This is a genomic window from Streptomyces sp. NPDC104581, assembly GCF_055583685.1.
In genome coordinates, this window is sequence record NZ_JBVJNN010000006.1 from 156,501 (window position 1) to 172,824 (window position 16,324).

Annotated in this window: 14 protein-coding genes; 8 read left to right on the forward strand and 6 right to left on the reverse strand. The window is 72.5% G+C overall.

Annotation, left to right across the window (positions count from 1 at the left end):
- Nucleotides 1-234: 234 nt before the first annotated feature.
- Nucleotides 235-1,776, reverse strand: coding sequence for a leucyl aminopeptidase (locus tag ACZ61E_RS07855; protein ID WP_469698519.1), 1,542 nt, complete (start codon nucleotides 1,774-1,776; stop codon nucleotides 235-237).
- A gap of 253 nt (nucleotides 1,777-2,029) precedes the next feature.
- Between ACZ61E_RS07855 and ACZ61E_RS07860 the strand changes: the two genes are divergently transcribed.
- Entirely contained in the window at nucleotides 2,030-2,851 is an 822-nt protein-coding gene (locus tag ACZ61E_RS07860) for an endo alpha-1,4 polygalactosaminidase (RefSeq protein WP_469698521.1), read from the forward strand.
- A gap of 94 nt (nucleotides 2,852-2,945) precedes the next feature.
- Here the strand turns inward: ACZ61E_RS07860 and ACZ61E_RS07865 are convergent, their stop codons facing one another.
- The gene (locus tag ACZ61E_RS07865; RefSeq protein ID WP_469698522.1) at nucleotides 2,946-3,743 is read right to left on the reverse strand and encodes an adenosylcobinamide-GDP ribazoletransferase; all 798 of its coding nucleotides are present in this window, start codon (nucleotides 3,741-3,743) and stop codon (nucleotides 2,946-2,948) included.
- A 119-nt stretch (nucleotides 3,744-3,862) separates the two neighbouring features.
- Here ACZ61E_RS07865 and ACZ61E_RS07870 point away from each other — a divergent pair, with 119 nt between their 5' ends.
- A complete protein-coding gene (locus ACZ61E_RS07870) occupies nucleotides 3,863-4,636 on the forward strand; it encodes a hypothetical protein (protein ID WP_469698523.1) in 774 nt (257 codons plus the stop codon).
- A 563-nt stretch (nucleotides 4,637-5,199) separates the two neighbouring features.
- On the opposite strand, the gene cobT is transcribed toward ACZ61E_RS07870, so the two are convergent.
- A complete protein-coding gene (gene cobT / locus ACZ61E_RS07875; protein WP_469698625.1) occupies nucleotides 5,200-6,297 on the reverse strand; it encodes a nicotinate-nucleotide--dimethylbenzimidazole phosphoribosyltransferase in 1,098 nt (365 codons plus the stop codon).
- A 58-nt stretch (nucleotides 6,298-6,355) separates the two neighbouring features.
- Nucleotides 6,356-7,630 carry a bifunctional adenosylcobinamide kinase/adenosylcobinamide-phosphate guanylyltransferase gene (locus ACZ61E_RS07880; RefSeq protein WP_469698524.1) on the reverse strand — a complete coding sequence of 425 codons (1,275 nt, stop codon included), beginning with the start codon at nucleotides 7,628-7,630 and terminating at the stop codon, nucleotides 6,356-6,358.
- A gap of 93 nt (nucleotides 7,631-7,723) precedes the next feature.
- Between ACZ61E_RS07880 and ACZ61E_RS07885 the strand changes: the two genes are divergently transcribed.
- Nucleotides 7,724-7,951, forward strand: a complete 228-nt coding sequence (locus ACZ61E_RS07885) for a hypothetical protein (RefSeq protein ID WP_469698525.1) — start codon at nucleotides 7,724-7,726, stop codon at nucleotides 7,949-7,951.
- A gap of 108 nt (nucleotides 7,952-8,059) precedes the next feature.
- Here ACZ61E_RS07885 and ACZ61E_RS07890 read toward each other — a convergent pair whose 3' ends face one another.
- Together ACZ61E_RS07890 and ACZ61E_RS07895 are read right to left on the reverse strand one after the other, a co-directional pair.
- Nucleotides 8,060-8,794: a class I SAM-dependent methyltransferase gene (locus ACZ61E_RS07890; protein WP_469698627.1), complete on the reverse strand. Its 735-nt coding sequence runs from the start codon at nucleotides 8,792-8,794 to the stop codon at nucleotides 8,060-8,062.
- Nucleotides 8,795-8,853: 59 nt separating this feature from the next.
- A complete protein-coding gene (locus ACZ61E_RS07895; RefSeq protein WP_469698527.1) occupies nucleotides 8,854-9,450 on the reverse strand; it encodes a DUF3043 domain-containing protein in 597 nt (198 codons plus the stop codon).
- Nucleotides 9,451-9,722: 272 nt separating this feature from the next.
- Here ACZ61E_RS07895 and ACZ61E_RS07900 point away from each other — a divergent pair, with 272 nt between their 5' ends.
- The 5 genes from ACZ61E_RS07900 to ACZ61E_RS07920 all read left to right on the forward strand — a co-directional run bounded on the left by ACZ61E_RS07900 (nucleotide 9,723) and on the right by ACZ61E_RS07920 (nucleotide 16,172).
- Nucleotides 9,723-10,520 carry a PspA/IM30 family protein gene (locus ACZ61E_RS07900; protein ID WP_078077723.1) on the forward strand — a complete coding sequence of 266 codons (798 nt, stop codon included), beginning with the start codon at nucleotides 9,723-9,725 and terminating at the stop codon, nucleotides 10,518-10,520.
- 9 nt (nucleotides 10,521-10,529) lie between these two features.
- Nucleotides 10,530-10,811: a PspA-associated protein PspAA gene (pspAA, locus tag ACZ61E_RS07905; RefSeq protein ID WP_469698528.1), complete on the forward strand. Its 282-nt coding sequence runs from the start codon at nucleotides 10,530-10,532 to the stop codon at nucleotides 10,809-10,811.
- A 103-nt stretch (nucleotides 10,812-10,914) separates the two neighbouring features.
- Nucleotides 10,915-12,159 carry a sensor histidine kinase gene (locus tag ACZ61E_RS07910; protein ID WP_469698529.1) on the forward strand — a complete coding sequence of 415 codons (1,245 nt, stop codon included), beginning with the start codon at nucleotides 10,915-10,917 and terminating at the stop codon, nucleotides 12,157-12,159.
- On the forward strand, nucleotides 12,156-12,842 hold the full coding sequence (locus tag ACZ61E_RS07915) for a response regulator (RefSeq protein ID WP_469698531.1): 687 nt from the start codon (nucleotides 12,156-12,158) through the stop codon (nucleotides 12,840-12,842). Before ACZ61E_RS07910 ends, ACZ61E_RS07915 begins: the two co-directional genes overlap by 4 nt.
- A gap of 144 nt (nucleotides 12,843-12,986) precedes the next feature.
- Nucleotides 12,987-16,172 (forward strand): efflux RND transporter permease subunit, encoded by a 3,186-nt coding sequence (locus tag ACZ61E_RS07920; RefSeq protein WP_469698533.1) that lies wholly within the window; start codon nucleotides 12,987-12,989, stop codon nucleotides 16,170-16,172.
- Nucleotides 16,173-16,324 lie beyond the last annotated feature (152 nt).

Below are 16,324 nucleotides of genomic sequence, written 5' to 3' on the forward strand. Positions count from 1 at the left end.
CGACCAGGGGTTACTGACTCGTACGGTTCCGTACGCGTGCCCGTGCGGATGCCCGAACGAATGCCGTACACACGTCTCGGCCACATCACGGGTCCGATGCCGGGACGCCCGGCGTCGCGCCGCACGGATTTCGCCGGAGGCGGAACGGCCCGCCCCGCGAACCCCGGTACCCAACCGGAACCCGCGGGGCGGGCCACACATTCCCGGCGGCGGCCGGGGAGCCGGCCGCCCCGGTCAGCCCAGGTCGCCCGCGGCGGTGCGCTCGGCGAGTCTGACCAGCGTGCGGATCGACGCGCCCGTACCGCCCTTGGGCGTGTAGCCGTACGGCGCGCCCTCGTGGTAGGCGGGGCCGGCGATGTCGAGGTGCGCCCAGGTGATGCCCTCGCCCACGAACTCCTTGAGGAACAGTCCGGCGACCAGGCCGCCGCCCATGCGCTCACCCATGTTGGCGATGTCGGCGGTGGGGGAGTCCATGCCCTTGCGCAGCTCGGTCGGGAGCGGCATCGGCCAGGACGCCTCGCCGACCTCCTCGGCGATCTCGTGCACGGAGGTACGGAACGCCTCGTCGTTCGACATGATGCCGAAGGTGCGGCTGCCCAGCGCCACGACCATGGCGCCGGTCAGCGTCGCCACGTCCACGATCGCGTCGGGCTTCTCCTCGGAGGCGCGGGTGATCGCGTCCGCCAGGACGAGCCGGCCCTCGGCGTCGGTGTTCAGGACCTCGACCGTCTTGCCGCTGTACATGCGCAGGACGTCGCCGGGGCGGGTCGCGGTGCCCGACGGCATGTTCTCGGCGAGCGCGAGCCAGCCGGTCACATTGACCTGGAGGCCGAGACGGGCGGCCGACACGACCGCGGCGAGGACGGCGGCGGCGCCGCTCATGTCGCACTTCATCGTCTCGTTGTGGCCCGGCGGCTTGAGCGAGATGCCGCCCGAGTCGTAGGTGATGCCCTTGCCCACCAGGGCGATCGTCTTCTTGGCCTTGGCGTGCGTGTACTCCAGGCGTACGAGGCGCGGACCGTGCTCCGATCCCTTGCCGACGCCGAGGAGACCGCCGTAGCCGCCCTTGACGAGCGCCTTCTCGTCGGTGACCTGGACCTTGACGCCGTGGTCCTTGCCGGCCGCCGCCGCGACGGCGGCGAACGTCTCCGGGTAGAGGTCGTTCGGCGGGGTGTTGATCAGGTCGCGGGCGCGGTTGATCTCCTCGGTGAGCGAGACCGCGCGCTCGACCGCCGCCTTGTGCGCCTTGTCGCGCGGCTTGGCGCCGAGCAGGGTGACCTCGCCGAGCGGCTGCTTCACACCGCTGTCGCCCTTGTCGGCGGACTTGGCGGACTTCTCCGTGCCGCGGTAGGCGGTGAAGGCGTACGCGCCGAGCAGCGCGCCCTCCGCGACGGCCTCGATGTCCTCTGGCCCCTCCAGGGGCAGCGCGAACGCGCCCTTCTTGGCACCGGAGAGCGTGCGGGCGGCGACACCGGCGGCGCGGCGGAGGGTCTCGGCGCCGTACGCCTCGTCCTTCTGCGGGGCGGTGCCGAGGCCGACGGCGATGACGATCGGGACCTTGAGGCCGGACGGCGCGGGGAGCTTGGTCGCCTCGCCCTCGGCACCCGTGGCGCCGAGCGACTCCAGGACGGAGGCGAGCTTGCCGTCGTACGCCTTGTCCACGGCCTCGGCGCCCGGCGCGACGGTCGGGCCCTTGGCGCCCTTGGCGACGCCGACGACGATCGCGTCGGCGCGCAACGTCGCCGCGCCGGCTGTGCTGAGAGTGAGAGCAGTCACGGTGGTGAAATCTCGCTTCCATAGAAGTTCTCGGCGGAGGCCGGTCTTTTCGCAGGCGCGGCCATGTCCGCCGCGTCGTGATTCGGCCTGCGGAACATCTGGAACGAGCCTACGCGCGGTGGACCCCCTCCCTCACGGCGGCGGTCGCGCTCGGCCCGAACCGTACGCGCTTCCCGCGCGGTCCGTGTGTGATCTGCTGGACCGGGCCCAGGCCCGACGATCATGAACCGAGCGCGAAGGACCAGCGACCGCCGTGAGAACCCCGCTTCCCCTTGCCCTGCTCCTCGCGTCGCTGCTGCTCGTGGGCGGTTGCGCGGGCGACACCCGGCCCGACGCGGCCCCGGGCCCGGCGGACCGCCCCGGCGGGAGCACGGGAGAGCGCTGGCTGCCCCGGCCGGGGCTGGACTGGCAGTGGCAGCTCAGCGGCGCGCTGGACCCCACCGTGGACGTCCCTGTCTACGACATCGACGGCTTCGACCATCCCGCCTCGGCGGTCGCCGATCTCCACCGCCGGGGCCGCAAGGTCATCTGCTACCTCTCGACCGGCGCCTGGGAGGACTTCCGGCCGGACGCCGCGGAGTTCCCCAAGTCCCTGCTGGGCAAGGGGAACGGCTGGGAGGGCGAGCGCTGGCTGGACATCCGCCGTACGGATGTCCTCGGCCCGCTGATGGCCGAACGGATCGACATGTGCAGGAAGAAGGGCTTCGACGCGGTGGAGCCCGACAACATGGACGGCTACCGCAACCCCACGGGGTTCCCCCTCACCGCCGCCGACCAGCTCCGCTACAACCGGCTCGTCGCCCGTCTCGCCCATGAACGCGGGCTGTCCGTCGGCCTCAAGAACGACCTCCCCCAGATCCCGGAACTGGTCGGGGACTTCGACTTCGCCGTCAACGAACAGTGCGCGCAGTACGACGAGTGCGCCGAGCTGACGCCGTTCATCGAGGCGGGCAAGGCGGTCTTCCATGTGGAGTACGAGCTGCCGACGCGGGAGTTCTGTCCCGAGGCGAGGCGGCTGAAGCTGAGCGCGATGCTGAAGGAGTACGACCTGGGAGTCTGGCGCCGGGCCTGCTGAGGAGGCCGGTTGAAGGACCGTCAGCCGAGTGCCCGTCAGCCCGTCGCCCGTCAACCGCGCGGGCCCGGGCGGCCGTTCGTCGACCGAGCGCCCCTCAGCCCAGGGTCAGGACGACCAGGGCGGCGGTGGCCGCCGTCTCGGCGAGAGCGCCGAAGACGTCGCCCGTGACACCGCCGAAGCGCCGTACGCAGTGCGCGAGAAGCCACTGAGCGGCCGTCAGGCCGGCTGCCAGGGCCAGGGTGTGGTGCAGGGCGCCGTACCAGCCGAACAGGGCGCCGCACACCGCCGCGGCGACCGCCGTCACCAGCAGCACCGCGACCACCGCCGTCCGCGCGGGCACCGAGCCCGCGACGGCGGCGCCCAGACCGCCGGGCCGCGCGGGCGGCACGCCGTGGCGCGCGGCCACGGTGAGGGCGAGCCGCGCGGTGACCGCCGCGAGGGCGCCGGCGACGGCGCCGTACGCCCACCCCTCGCCGTACAGCTCCGTCAGCGCGGCCACCTGCGCCAGCAGGACGAGCAGCAGGGTGATCACGCCGAACGGGCCGATGTCCGACCGCTTCATGATCCGCAGCGCGTCCTCGGCCGGTTTCGCGCTGCCGAGGCCGTCGGCGGTGTCGGCCAGACCGTCCAGATGCAGCCCCCGCGTCAGCGCGGCGGGTACGGCGGTGGTGGCCACGGCGGCGAGCGGCGCGCCCGCGCCCGCCAGGAGCAGCAGACCACCCGCCGCGGCGGCGCAGAGGCCGACGACGAGACCGGCGAGCGGTGCCGCCGACATTCCGGCGCGGGCGGCGTCACGGTCCCACCGGGTGACCCGGACCGGGAGCGCGGTGAGCGTGCCGAAGGCGAACCGGATGCCGTCGGCCACCGCGTGCGTGGAACGGGGGGCACTCATCGCGCGAAGAGTAGCCGGGACGAGATGGGCGGGCGGACGGGTGTCGGGACGGTAGGTTGCCCATAGGTGAGCACAGTAGGTCAAAGCCGTGCACAACGGGCCGGAGTGAAGGCGGACGCATGGGTTCCTGGTTCCACCAGAACTTCGTCGAGCCGGGCAAGGTGCCCATGCTGCTCGCGCTGTTCTCCTTCGTACTGACCTTCCTGATCACACGGATGATCACGCGCCTCATCCGGGCGGGGAAGGGGCCGTTCCGCAACGTCCGGCCCGGTGGCATGCACATCCACCACGTGGTGCCCGGCGTGGTGCTCATGGTGATCGGCGGCTTCGGCGCGGTCGGCAGCGACCGACACGGCGTCGGGGCGGCGGTGTGCGCGGTGATCTTCGGCATGGGCGCCGGTCTGGTCCTCGACGAGTTCGCGCTGATCCTGCACCTCGACGACGTCTACTGGACCGAGCAGGGCCGGCGGAGCGTGGAGGTCGTGATCCTCGCCGCCGCGCTCGCGCTCCTCGTACTGAGCGGCTTCTCGCCGCTCGGCGTCGACTCGCTCTCACCCGAGGAGCGGCAGGACCGGACCACGCTGCTGCTGAGTCTCGGGGCCGGCTTCGTCTTCGTACTGATCGCGCTGTCCAAGGGGAAGCTCTGGATGGGGCTCGTGGGCACGCTGGTGCTCCCGGTGGCGATCGTCGCCGCGCTGCGGCTGGCGCGGCCGGGGTCGCCGTGGGCCCGCCGGTTCTACCGGCACCGCTCCCGGGCACGCGCCCGGATGACGCTGCGCGCGTACCACCGCGACCGCCGCTGGTCCGGTCCGCGCCGCCGCGTCCAGGACTGGATCGGCGGCGCCCCGGACGACGAGCCCACGCGGACCACGACACCCGCCCCGCCACGCTGAGCCACGCCCCCGGTCGTGCACCGCCACGCCGGCGAAATCACCGCCGGACGCGGCACGCAGGCCGCCGTCGCGGCGGAGGACTCCGAGGATCTACGGCTCCGAGGCCGGGCCCGGTCGCCACCGGGGGCCGCGCCGTCCCCTCCCGCGGGGCCGTCGGCTCCCCGGCGCGATGAACGCCGCCGTGCCGGCGGTATTTCGCGCCGCGGCCCGAGAGGGTGTCGTGCCGGTCGTGCCGGGGCGTGCGCCGCACGTGGTGCCGTCCGCCCGCAGGGGCGGGGCTCACTGCGTCCGGTGCGTGCGCTCCCGAGGCGGGGCATCGCCCTCGTGCCGCGCGTACTCGGTGACCTACGACAACGCGGCGTGCGTGCCGGGCGCCGGTTTCGAGACGTGCCCCTGGCAGGGCCAGTCAGTCCCAGTGCGATGCCGATCCTCCCCCTTGCGACACACCGCACCGGACACCTCCGTGGGGGTGCCGTGCCGTGGTCGCGTGCCCCGGTACGCACGGGCGCCGCGTTGTCGTCCGTCGCGCGCGGACCCTGATCGGGCCTGACCGGCAGGACCTCCTAGGTGACGTCCTCGATGCCGGTGCTCTCCGTCCCGGCCACCGCCGACGCCTCGACAGGTTCCGGTCGCTCCGGCAGTTCCGCCGCCAGCGCCGCCGCGGCGCGCACCATCGGCAGGGCCAGCAGTGCCCCCGTACCCTCGCCCACGATCACCCCGTGGTCGAGCAGCGGATCGATCGCCATCCGGTCCAGCGCCTTGCCCTGCGCCGGTTCCCCGCTCACCTGGCCCGCGAGCCACCAGTCCGGCGCACGGAACGCCGCCCGCTGGCCGACCAGCGCGCACGCCGCCGAGACGACACCGTCCAGGATCACCGGCATCCGCCGCACCGCGCTCTGGAGCAGGAATCCGGTCGTCGCCGCCAGATCCGCGCCGCCCACCGTCGCCAGCAGCTCCAGCTGGTCGCCCAGCACCGGGCGCGCCCTGCGCAGGGCGTCCCTGATCGCCGCGCACTTGCGCATCCACGCGAGGTCGTCGATCCCCGCGCCGCCGCGCCCCGTCACCACGGAGGCGTCCGTTCCGCACAGCGCCGCGATCAGCGCGGCCGCCGCCGTCGTCCCGCCGACGCTCAGATCGCCGAGCACGACGAGGTCCGTGCCGGAGTCGGCCTCCTCGTCGGCGATCGCCATGCCGAGCCGTACGGCCTGCTCGGCCTCCTCGATCGTCAGCGCGTCCTCGACGTCGATACGCCCGCTGCCGCGCCGGACCCGGTGGCGTACGACCTCCGCGGGAAGCAGCTCCGGATCGCAGTCGAGACCGGCGTCCACGATCCGTACCGGCACCTCGGCGCGGCGCGCCAGCACGGCCACGGGGCTCTCGCCCTCCAGTACCGCCCGCACCAGCAGATGCGCGCTCCCGGCCGGGCGTGCCGAGACGTTCAGCGCGGCGACACCGTGGTCACCGGCGAAGAGCACCACACGCGGGCGCTCGATGGCCTTGACGGGCACGGTCGCCTGGGCGGCCGACAGCCACTCGGCCAGTTCGTCGAGCCGGCCCAGCGCGCCGGGCGGGACGGTCAGCCGCTCGCGGCGTTCCTCGGCGTCACGCCGCAGACCGCCGTCGGGGCGCTCGATCAGATCGGAGAAGTCGTCGAGATTCAGCGAGCTCATTCGCCGAACAGTACCGGCAGCGCCGCCGCTCGTAACGGCCCGCCCGCCGTCAGCCGCGCAGTGTGAGCGCCTGTCCGGCGACGACCAGCAGGAGGTGTTCGCACTCGGCGGCCACGGCCGCGTTCAGCCGCCCCAACTCGTCCCGGAAGCGCCGCCCGGAGGCCGTCGCGGGCACCACGCCCGAACCGACCTCGTTGGTCACCAGGACGACCGTCCGGCGCGTCCCGCGCACCGCGCCGACCAGCTCGCCCGTCCGCTCCCGGAGCGCCTCCTCGCCGCCCGCCGCCCACACCGCGTCGTCCCAGGCGCCGACCCGGTCCATGGCGTCCGTCAGCCACAGCGACAGGCAGTCGACGAGCAGGGGCGGGCCCTCGCCGGCGAGCAGCGGTGTCAGGTCGCAGGTCTCGGCGGTGCGCCAGGAGCCCGGCCGGCGGTCCCGGTGCGCGGAGACCCTCGCCCGCCACTCCGGGTCGCCGTCCCGCGCGCCGCCCGTCGCCACGTACAGCACGCCGGGGAACGCGGCCAGCCGCCGCTCGGCCTCGTAGGACTTCCCGGAGCGCGCGCCGCCGGTCACCAGGGTGCGGCGCGGCGGCCCGGGTACGGCGTGGTACTCGCCGACCGTCAGCGTCGTCCCGTCCGGCACGGCGCGCGCGCCCGCCGCCGCCAGCCGCCGGTCCAACTCCTCGCCGGGCGGCACGTCGTGGCCGATGTGGACGGCGACGACATCGGTGCCGGGGCCGACCGATCCGGCGGCGCGCAGCCGGGCCAGCGCGTCGGGCCGGCCGGTCACATCGGCCAGGAGCATGTCGTAGGGCGCGGGCGCGGCGTCCCGCGCGGAGCGCGCGCCGGAGCGGCCCGTCCCCTTCCCGTCTCCCGCGGCGTCGCCGTCGCCGTTCCCGGTGGGGAGTCCCGCGGGGGCGCCGCCCGGCGGCAGATACAGCAGCCGTTCGCCGCCGGGTGCCGTCACCTCGTAACCCGTGCCGGGTGAGTCCATCGGCACGGCCCGTACCCGGTGCCCGCTGATCAGCGTCAGCACCCGCCCGTCGGCGACCCGGCCGGCCGTCGGCAGCCCCGCCGGCAGCTCGACGGGCGGTCCGTCGTGCGGATGTGTGAGCAGCACCTGCCGTACACCGGCCAGTGAGTGCCCGGCGCGGGCGGCGGCGAGGGCCGCACCGGGGGTGAGGTCGAGCAGCACCGCACCGTCCACGAGCAGCGCGGTCGCCGCCCGCGCGCGGGTGCCGCGGGCGGTGGCGCAGGCGGCGCAGGGGCAGTGGGGGCGGGGGAGCCCGCCGGGGGCGCCGGTGCCGAGCAGAGTCAGTTCCACACGGTCGATCCTCCCGTGTCACCGCGCTGGGTGCGCGCCCGGCTACGCTGCGGGCAGCAGACAGATCATTTCGGCGGGCCCCTGGAGGCGGACATGGCGTGGACGTGGCGGTTCGAGAAGGCCGACGGGACGGAAGTCCAGCCGGCCGTGGAACCGGAGGAGTTCACCACACAGGGCGACGCCGAGTCCTGGATCGGCGAGACGTGGAAGGACCTGCTGGAGGGCGGCGCCGAGCAGGTGTTCCTCTTCGACGACGGCACCAAGATCTACGGGCCGATGAGTCTTCGGGCCGACCCGGAGCCCGAGCCCGACGAGACCTGACGGCGGCTCCGTGCCCGGCCGCGGGCGACCGCGGCCGGTCCGGTCGGGTCCGGTCTCCTCCGGACGGACCGCAAGGTGGGTCGACCGGGCCTCCGGTTCAGCCGGCCGTCACCCGCGCACACCGCACAGGTGCAGCAGCGCCGCGACCCTCCGGTACGGCTCGGTGCGGGCCGCCCGGTCCTCCGCGGCCAGCAGTCGCTCCAGTTCCGCGGGCGGGGGCAGTTCCGAGTCGTCGGATATGTGGTCGGAGAAGACGCGCACCCCGTACCAGGCGTGCAGCGGCGCGGCGATCCCGGCCAGCGTCGCCGTCAGCGCCGCCAGCCGGTCCGCGCGGACCGGCAGACCGATCCTGTTCGTGTACGAGGGGGAGTCGAAGGCGTCCAGCGCCCCCGCCCAGTCCCCGGCGACGCCCGGCCGCAGGGCGAGCGCGTCCGCGTTCCGCACGAGCAGCGAGAGCAGCCCGCCGGGCGCCAGCATCCTGGCCAGACCCGCGAGCATGGCGTCCGGCTCCTCGACGTACATCAGCACGCCGTGGCAGAGCACCACGTCGAAACTGCCCGGCAGGAAGTGCACACCCGTCTGGAGCCCGTCGCCCTCGACCAGCCGGACCCGCTCACGGATGCCGGCGGGCTCGCCCTCCAGCGATTCGCGGGCCGCGGCCATCATCGCGGGATCGGACTCCAGCCCGGTCACCGTGTGCCCGGCGCGCGCCAGGCGCAGGGCCTGGGTGCCCTGGCCCATGCCGACGTCCAGGACCCGCAGCCGCTGTCCCACCGGATAGCGGGAGGTCAGCTGTTCGTCGAGCTGACGGGAGACCAGCTCCTGACGGACGACGTTCCGCAGCCCCGCCAGTCCGGCCAGCCATTGGGCCGAGCCCCCCGTGAAGCCCGATGCCCCAGTGCTCAGGGCCGGTCCCCGCGCTTGACCTGCGGCTTGGGCAGGCGGAGCCGGCGCATCTGGAGCGTACGCATCAGGGCGTAGGCGACGGCGCCGCGCTTGGGCTCGTTCGGGAAGCGGACGGCGAGCTGCTTCTTCAGCCGGATCGCGATGCCGACGGAGTCGACGACGATCAGGATGATGACGCCCAGCCAGAGCAGCAGCGCGATGTTCTGGAGCTGGCCGACGCGGATCATGCTCAGTACGAGGATGACGACGGCGAGCGGCAGGAAGAACTCGGCCATGCAGAAGCGCGCGTCCACGTAGTCGCGGACGAAACGGCGCACCGGCCCCTTGTCACGGGCCGGCAGATAGCGCTCGTCGCCGCTCGCCAGCGCCTGGCGCTGCTTCGCGAGATCGATACGGCGCGCCTCGCGCTGCTTCTTCATCGCCGACTTGCGGTCCACCGGCGTCGTCGAGGCACGGCGGCGCTGCGTCTGGGCCTCACTGCGCTTGGGGGTCGGGCGGCCCTTCGGGGCCTGCGGGTCACGGGTCTGCGTGGAGAGGTCCGCCGTCACCTTGCCGGTGGGGGCCTTCTCGTCCTTGGAGCGGCTACGGAACACAAAGCCCAAGGGTACGGGGTTCCCCTCCGGCGCCCCACCCCCGAGGGGAACGATCCGGCAACGGACGACGTCCTTACCGGTACAGAGGGGACTTAGCCCCCACTGTCCCCGAAGATCACCTACTCCCTGCGCCGGACCGGCGCGGCGGTCAGTCGTCCTTGGGGATGAGCCCATCCGTGCCCGAACAGTGCGGTAATAGAGGCAGGGCCCGTACTGTGGGTTCTGTAGGAGTGCTGGATCCGGAGTCCGTCAGAAGGGGGCGCGCGAAGCCCATGAGCGGTGTGATGAAACGTATGGGGATGATCTTCCGCGCGAAGGCCAACAAGGCCCTGGACAGGGCCGAGGATCCGCGCGAGACGCTCGACTACTCGTACCAGAAGCAGCTGGAGCTGCTTCAGAAGGTACGGCGCGGTGTCGCCGACGTGGCCACGTCGCGCAAGCGGCTGGAACTGCAGCTGAACCAGCTCCAGGGCCAGTCCACCAAGCTGGAGGACCAGGGCCGCAAGGCACTGGCGCTCGGCCGCGAGGATCTGGCGCGTGAGGCGCTGTCCCGCCGTGCCGCGCTCCAGCAGCAGGTCAGCGATCTGGAGACGCAGCACACCACGTTGCAGGGCGAGGAGGAGAAGCTCACTCTCGCGGCCCAGCGTCTTCAGGCCAAGGTCGACGCCTTCCGTACGAAGAAGGAGACCATCAAGGCCACCTACACGGCCGCGCAGGCGCAGACCCGGATCGGGGAGGCCTTCTCGGGCATCTCCGAGGAGATGGGCGACGTCGGCATGGCCATCCAGCGTGCCGAGGACAAGACCGCGCAGCTCCAGGCGCGGGCCGGCGCGATCGACGAGCTGCTCGCGTCCGGCGCCCTGGACGACCACTCGGGGCTGGCCAAGGACGACATCGCCGCCGAGCTGGACCGGATCTCCGGTGGTACGGATGTAGAGCTGGAGCTTCAGCGGATGAAGGCCGAGCTGGCCGGCGGATCGTCGTCGCAGCAGGCCATCGAGGGTGGTGCCGCCGACCGTCAGGACGACGCGCAGTCCTCGGGGACTCCGAACAAATTCGACAAGAGCTAAGGGCGCGTCATGATCGTACGGATCATGGGAGAGGGCCAGGTGAAGCTCGCGGACAGCCACCTGGCCGAACTGGACAAGCTCGACGACGAACTCCTCGCCGAGATCAACGCGGACGACGGGGACGGCTTCCGCCGGACCTTCCACGCCCTTCTCGACAAGGTGCGCGAACTGGGCGAGCCGGTGCCCGACGACTCCCTGGAGCCGTCGGCGCTGATCCTGCCCGCACCGGGCGCCACGCTCGAAGAGGTGCGCGCACTGCTCAGCGACGACGGGCTGATCCCCTCTCCCTGACCTTCGGGTCGTCCCGCACTCCGCACTCCCGATGCCCCGTGTCCCGCGCACGGGGCATCGCGCTGTGCCGGAGGAACCGCCCACCGGCGTACCGTTGTCGGCTGTGACCTCACTCGGATCCGGCTTCGACCGCGTCAGAAGCCGGCTGCGGGCCCACCCGCTCGCGTTCGACGCCGGGCTGGCCGCGGCCGTGCTGGTCTGCATGGTGGCGGGCGCGTTCGCCGAACCGCGCTCACGCCACGACGCGCTGCCCGCGCTGGCCCAGGAGGCCCCGGGCCTGCGCAGCGTGGTCCTGATGGTCCTCGGCGCGGGCGCGCTCGTCTTCCGGCGCCGCGACCCCTTCCCGGTGCTCGTCTTCACCGGGGCCGTGAGCGTCGCCGAACTGCTGATGAACGACGCGGTGTCGCCGGTCGCGATGAGCTGTGTCATCGCCCTCTACACCGTCGCCTCCCGCACCGACCGCCCCACCACCTGGCGGGTCGGCCTGGTCACCATGGCCACGCTGACGCTCGCCGCGATGCTCTCCGGACCCACCCCCTGGTACGCGCAGGAGAACCTGGGGATCTTCGCCTGGACCGGTATGGCCGGCGCCGCCGGCGACGCCGTGCGCAGCCGCCGCGCCTTCGTCGACGCCATACGCGAGCGCGCCGAACGCGCGGAACGCACCCGCGAGGAGGAGGCGCGCCGCCGGGTGGCCGAGGAGCGGCTGCGGATCGCCCGCGACCTGCACGACGTCGTCGCGCACCACATCGCGCTGGTCAACGTCCAGGCGGGGGTCGCCTCGCACGTCATGGACAAGCGCCCCGACCAGGCGAAGGAGGCGCTGGCGCACGTACGCGAGGCCAGCCGTTCCGCGCTCAACGAGCTGCGCGCCACGGTCGGCCTGCTCCGCCAGTCCGGCGACCCGGCCGCGCCCACCGAACCGGCCCCCGGCCTCGCGCTCCTCGACGAACTCGTCGGCACCTTCCGCCACGCGGGCCTGCCCGTCGATGTGGCGCGCGGCGACCCGGACACCCGGCTGCCCGCCGCCGTCGACCTCGCGGCGTACCGGATCATCCAGGAGGCGCTGACCAATGTGCGCAAGCACGCCGGCCCCGGCGCCAGGGCCGAGGTGAGCGTCGTACGGGTCGGCCCCACCGTCGAGGTCACCGTCCTGGACAACGGCACGGGCACCGGCGAGCCCGCGGACGGCAGCGGCCACGGACTCCTCGGGATGCGTGAGCGGGTGACGGCCCTCGGCGGCACCCTCACCGCGGGGCCCCGCTACGGGGGCGGCTTCCGCACCCAGGCGATACTGCCCGTCAAGGTCCGTACGGCGCGTACGGGCCGCACGGGGGAGGACACATGACGATCAGGGTGCTGCTGGCCGACGACCAGACGCTGCTGCGCAGCGCTTTCCGCGTGCTGGTGGACTCGGAGCCCGACATGGAGGTCGTGGGGGAGGCCGCCGACGGGGCCGAGGCCGTGGCACTGGCCCGCTCCGCGAAGGCCGATGTCGTCCTGATGGACATCCGTATGCCCGGTACGGACGGTCTCGCCGCCACCCGCTTGATCAGCGCCGATCCCGAACTGGACGGGGTCAGGGTGGTCATGCTGACGACCTTCGAGGTCGACGAGTACGTGGTGCAGTCGCTGCGCGCCGGCGCCTCCGGGTTCCTCGGCAAGGGAGCCGAGCCCGAGGAACTCCTCAACGCCATCCGGATCGCCGCCGCCGGTGAGGCCCTGCTGTCGCCCGCCGCGACCAAGGGGCTCATCGCCACCTTCCTCGCCCAGGGCGACAGCGCGGCCGAGCGGCCGGACGCGGCCGCGTACTCCCAGCGGCTCGACGCGCTGACCGGGCGCGAGCGCGAGGTGCTCGTCCTCGTCGCGGGCGGCCACTCCAACGACGAGATCGCGGAGCGTCTGGCGGTCAGCCCGCTCACCGTCAAGACCCATGTGAACCGTGCCATGGCGAAACTGGGCGCCCGGGACAGGGCCCAATTGGTGGTAATCGCCTACGAATCGGGCCTGGTACGTCCAAGGGTGGAGTAGACGCCCACCGCCGCGTACTACAGGCGCGGTATGCGGGGGGTAAGGAAATCGACCTGCGGTCGCCCGATCGGCCGGATCGGATGGCAGATCGTAGATAAGGGCCCTGCGCCCTGCTGAACGCGTACACCACAGAAGAGAGACCCCATGTCCTGGCTGTCCAGATTCAGCCTCGCGCAACGGGCCCTGATAGGGCTGATATCGATCATCGCGATCTTCTTCGGAGCGATCGCGATACCCCAGCTCAAGCAGCAGCTGCTGCCCTCCATCGAACTTCCGATGGTCTCGGTTCTCGCCCCCTACCAGGGCGCTTCGCCCGACGTGGTCGAGAAGCAGGTCGTCGAGCCGATCGAAGCCTCCATCGAGGCCGTCGACGGCATCACGGGCGTCACCTCCACGGCGAGCGAGGGCAACGCCGTGATCATGGCCAGTTTCGACTTCGGCGGAAGTGACACGAAGCAGCTGGTCGCCGACATCCAGCAGGCCGTCAACCGCGCCCGCGCCCAGCTCCCCGAGGACGTCGACCCGCAGGTCGTGGCCGGCTCGACGGACGACATCCCGACCGTCGTCCTCGCCGCCTCCTCCGGCGAGGACCAGCAGGCGCTCGCCGACCGGCTGGAGCGCACCGTCGTGCCCGCCCTGGAGGACATCGACGGCGTCGGCCAGGTCTCCATCGACGGAGTCAGGGACCTCCAGGTCTCCGTCACCCCCGACGAGAAGAAGCTCGCGGCCGCGGGCCTCAACACCATGGCCCTCTCCGAGGCGCTGAAGGCCGGCGGCGCGACCGTCCCGGCGGGATCGTTCTCCGAGGACGGCAAGAGCCGCACCGTGCAGGTCGGCGGCGGCTTCACCGACCTGAAGCAGATCGAGGACCTGCGGATCGGCGGCCCGCAGGCGGGCGCGCCCGAGCAGGGCGGCGGACAGGGCGGTGGCCCCGTACGCCTGGGTGACATCGCCACCGTCGAGCAGGAGCCGTCCGCGGCGACGTCCCTGACGCGTACCAACGGTGAGCCCAGCCTCGCCGTCATGGCCACGATGGACAACGACGGCAGCGCCGTCGCCATCTCCGACGCCGTCAAGGAGAAGCTGCCGGACCTCCGCCAGGACCTCGGCGACGGCGCCGAACTGACCGTGGTCAGCGACCAGGGCCCCGCCGTCTCCAAGTCGATCTCCGGCCTGACGACCGAGGGCGCCCTCGGTCTGCTCTTCGCGGTCCTGGTCATCCTGGTGTTCCTGGCCTCGGTCCGCTCCACCCTGGTCACGGCGGTCTCCATCCCGCTCTCCGTCGTCCTCGCCCTGATCGTGCTGTGGACCCGCGACCTGTCGCTCAACATGCTCACGCTCGGCGCGCTCACCATCGCGATCGGACGCGTCGTCGACGACTCGATCGTGGTCCTGGAGAACATCAAGCGGCACCTCGGCTACGGCGAGGAGCGCGAGTTCGCGATCACCTCCGCGGTCAAGGAGGTCGCGGGCGCGGTCACCGCCTCCACGCTCACCACGGTCGCGGTGTTCCTGCCGATCGGCCTCGTGGGCGGCATGGTGGGCGAGCTGTTCGGCTCGTTCTCGCTGACGATCACCGCCGCCCTGCTGGCCTCGCTGCTCGTCTCGCTCACCGTCGTCCCCGTCCTCTCGTACTGGTTCCTGCGCGCGCCGAAGGCCGTACGCGGGCTGGAGGCGGACGAGGCACGGCGGATCGCGGAGGAGAAGGAGTCCAACAGCCGGATGCAGCGCCTGTACGTCAAGGTGCTGCGCTTCGCGACCCGGCGCCGGATCACCAGCGTCGTCCTGGCGTTCGTCGTCCTGCTCGGCACGTTCGCCATGGCCCCGCTGCTCAAGACCAACTTCTTCGACCAGGGCGATCAGGAAGTCCTCACCGTCAAGCAGGAGCTGGCGCCGGGCACCAGCCTGGAAGCGGCCGACGAGGCGGCGAGGAAGGTCGAGAAGACCCTCGCGGGCTTCGACGAGATCAAGGACTACCAGGTCACTGTCGGCTCCTCCGGCTTCATGGCGGCGTTCGGCGGCGGCACGGGTGCCAACCAGGCGTCCTACCAGGTGACCCTGAAGGACTCGGGGACGTACGAGAAGACCAGCGACGCCATCGACAAGGCCCTCGACGGACTCGACGGCATCGGTGAGACGACCATCGCGGCCGGCGACGGCTTCGGCAGCCAGGACCTGAGCGTCGTCGTCAAGGCGTCCGACGCCGAGACCCTGGCGAAGGCCGCCGCGCAGGTACGGGACGAGGTCGCCGGTATCGACGACGTCACCGACGTGCAGAGCGACCTGGCGCAGAGCATCCCGCGCATCTCGGTCAAGGCCAACGAGAAGGCAGCCGACGCCGGTCTCAACGACGCCACGCTCGGCATGGCCGTCGCCCAGGCCGTACGCGGCACCCCGTCGGGCAAGGCGATCCTCGGTGACACCGAGCGCGACGTGTACGTCACCTCCGCCAAGCCGGCCAAGACGATCGCCGAGCTGAAGGCGCTGCCGCTGGGCGGTGTGAAGCTCGGTCAGATCGCCGAGGTGAAGCTGGCGCCCGGTCCGCTGTCCATGACCCGGATCGACGGCTCCAGGGCCGCGACGATCTCGGCCAGGCCGGTGGGCGACAACACCGGCGCCGTCGGCACCACGCTCCAGTCGAAGATCGGCGCGCTCGACCTGCCGGAGGGGGCGACCGCCTCCATCGGCGGTGTGTCCGAGGACCAGGACGAGGCCTTCCTCCAGCTGGGGCTCGCCATGCTGGCGGCCGTCGCGATCGTCTTCATGCTGCTGGTCGGCACGTTCAAGTCGCTGGTCCAGCCGATGATCCTGCTGGTCTCCATCCCGTTCGCGGCGACCGGTGCGATCGGTCTGCTGCTCGTCACGGGTACGCCGCTGGGCGTGCCGGCGATGATCGGCATGCTGATGCTGATCGGCATCGTGGTGACCAACGCGATCGTGCTGATCGACCTGATCAACCAGTACAGGTCGCAGGGGCTCGGTGTGGTCGAGGCGGTCGTCGAAGGCGGCAGGCACCGGCTGCGGCCGATCCTGATGACCGCGCTGGCCACGATCTTCGCGCTGCTTCCGATGGCGATGGGGATCACCGGCGAGGGAGGCTTCATCGGACAGCCGCTGGCCGTGGTGGTGATCGGCGGTCTGCTGACGTCGACGCTGCTGACGCTGCTGCTGGTGCCGACGCTGTACTCGATGGTCGAGCTCCGCAAGGAGCGCCGCGCCACGAAGAAGGCGGCGAAGCGGGCGGCGAAGCCGGACGGCGGGGACGGCGGGACGGGTGGCGGCGGCACGCCGCGCTCCGACGCGCCGTCGCCCGAGCCGGTCAACGCCTGACGCCCGGCGCCGGACCCCGGTCCGGATGAGTGAGTTGAGGGGGGGGCGCCCACGGCGGGGGTCCCCTCTTTTTTCCTTCTGGCGGAACGGGGGGACCGAGGGGGGCCAACAGGCCGGGGGGGACGGGGGGGAGTTTCTAGGCCCATCCCTCA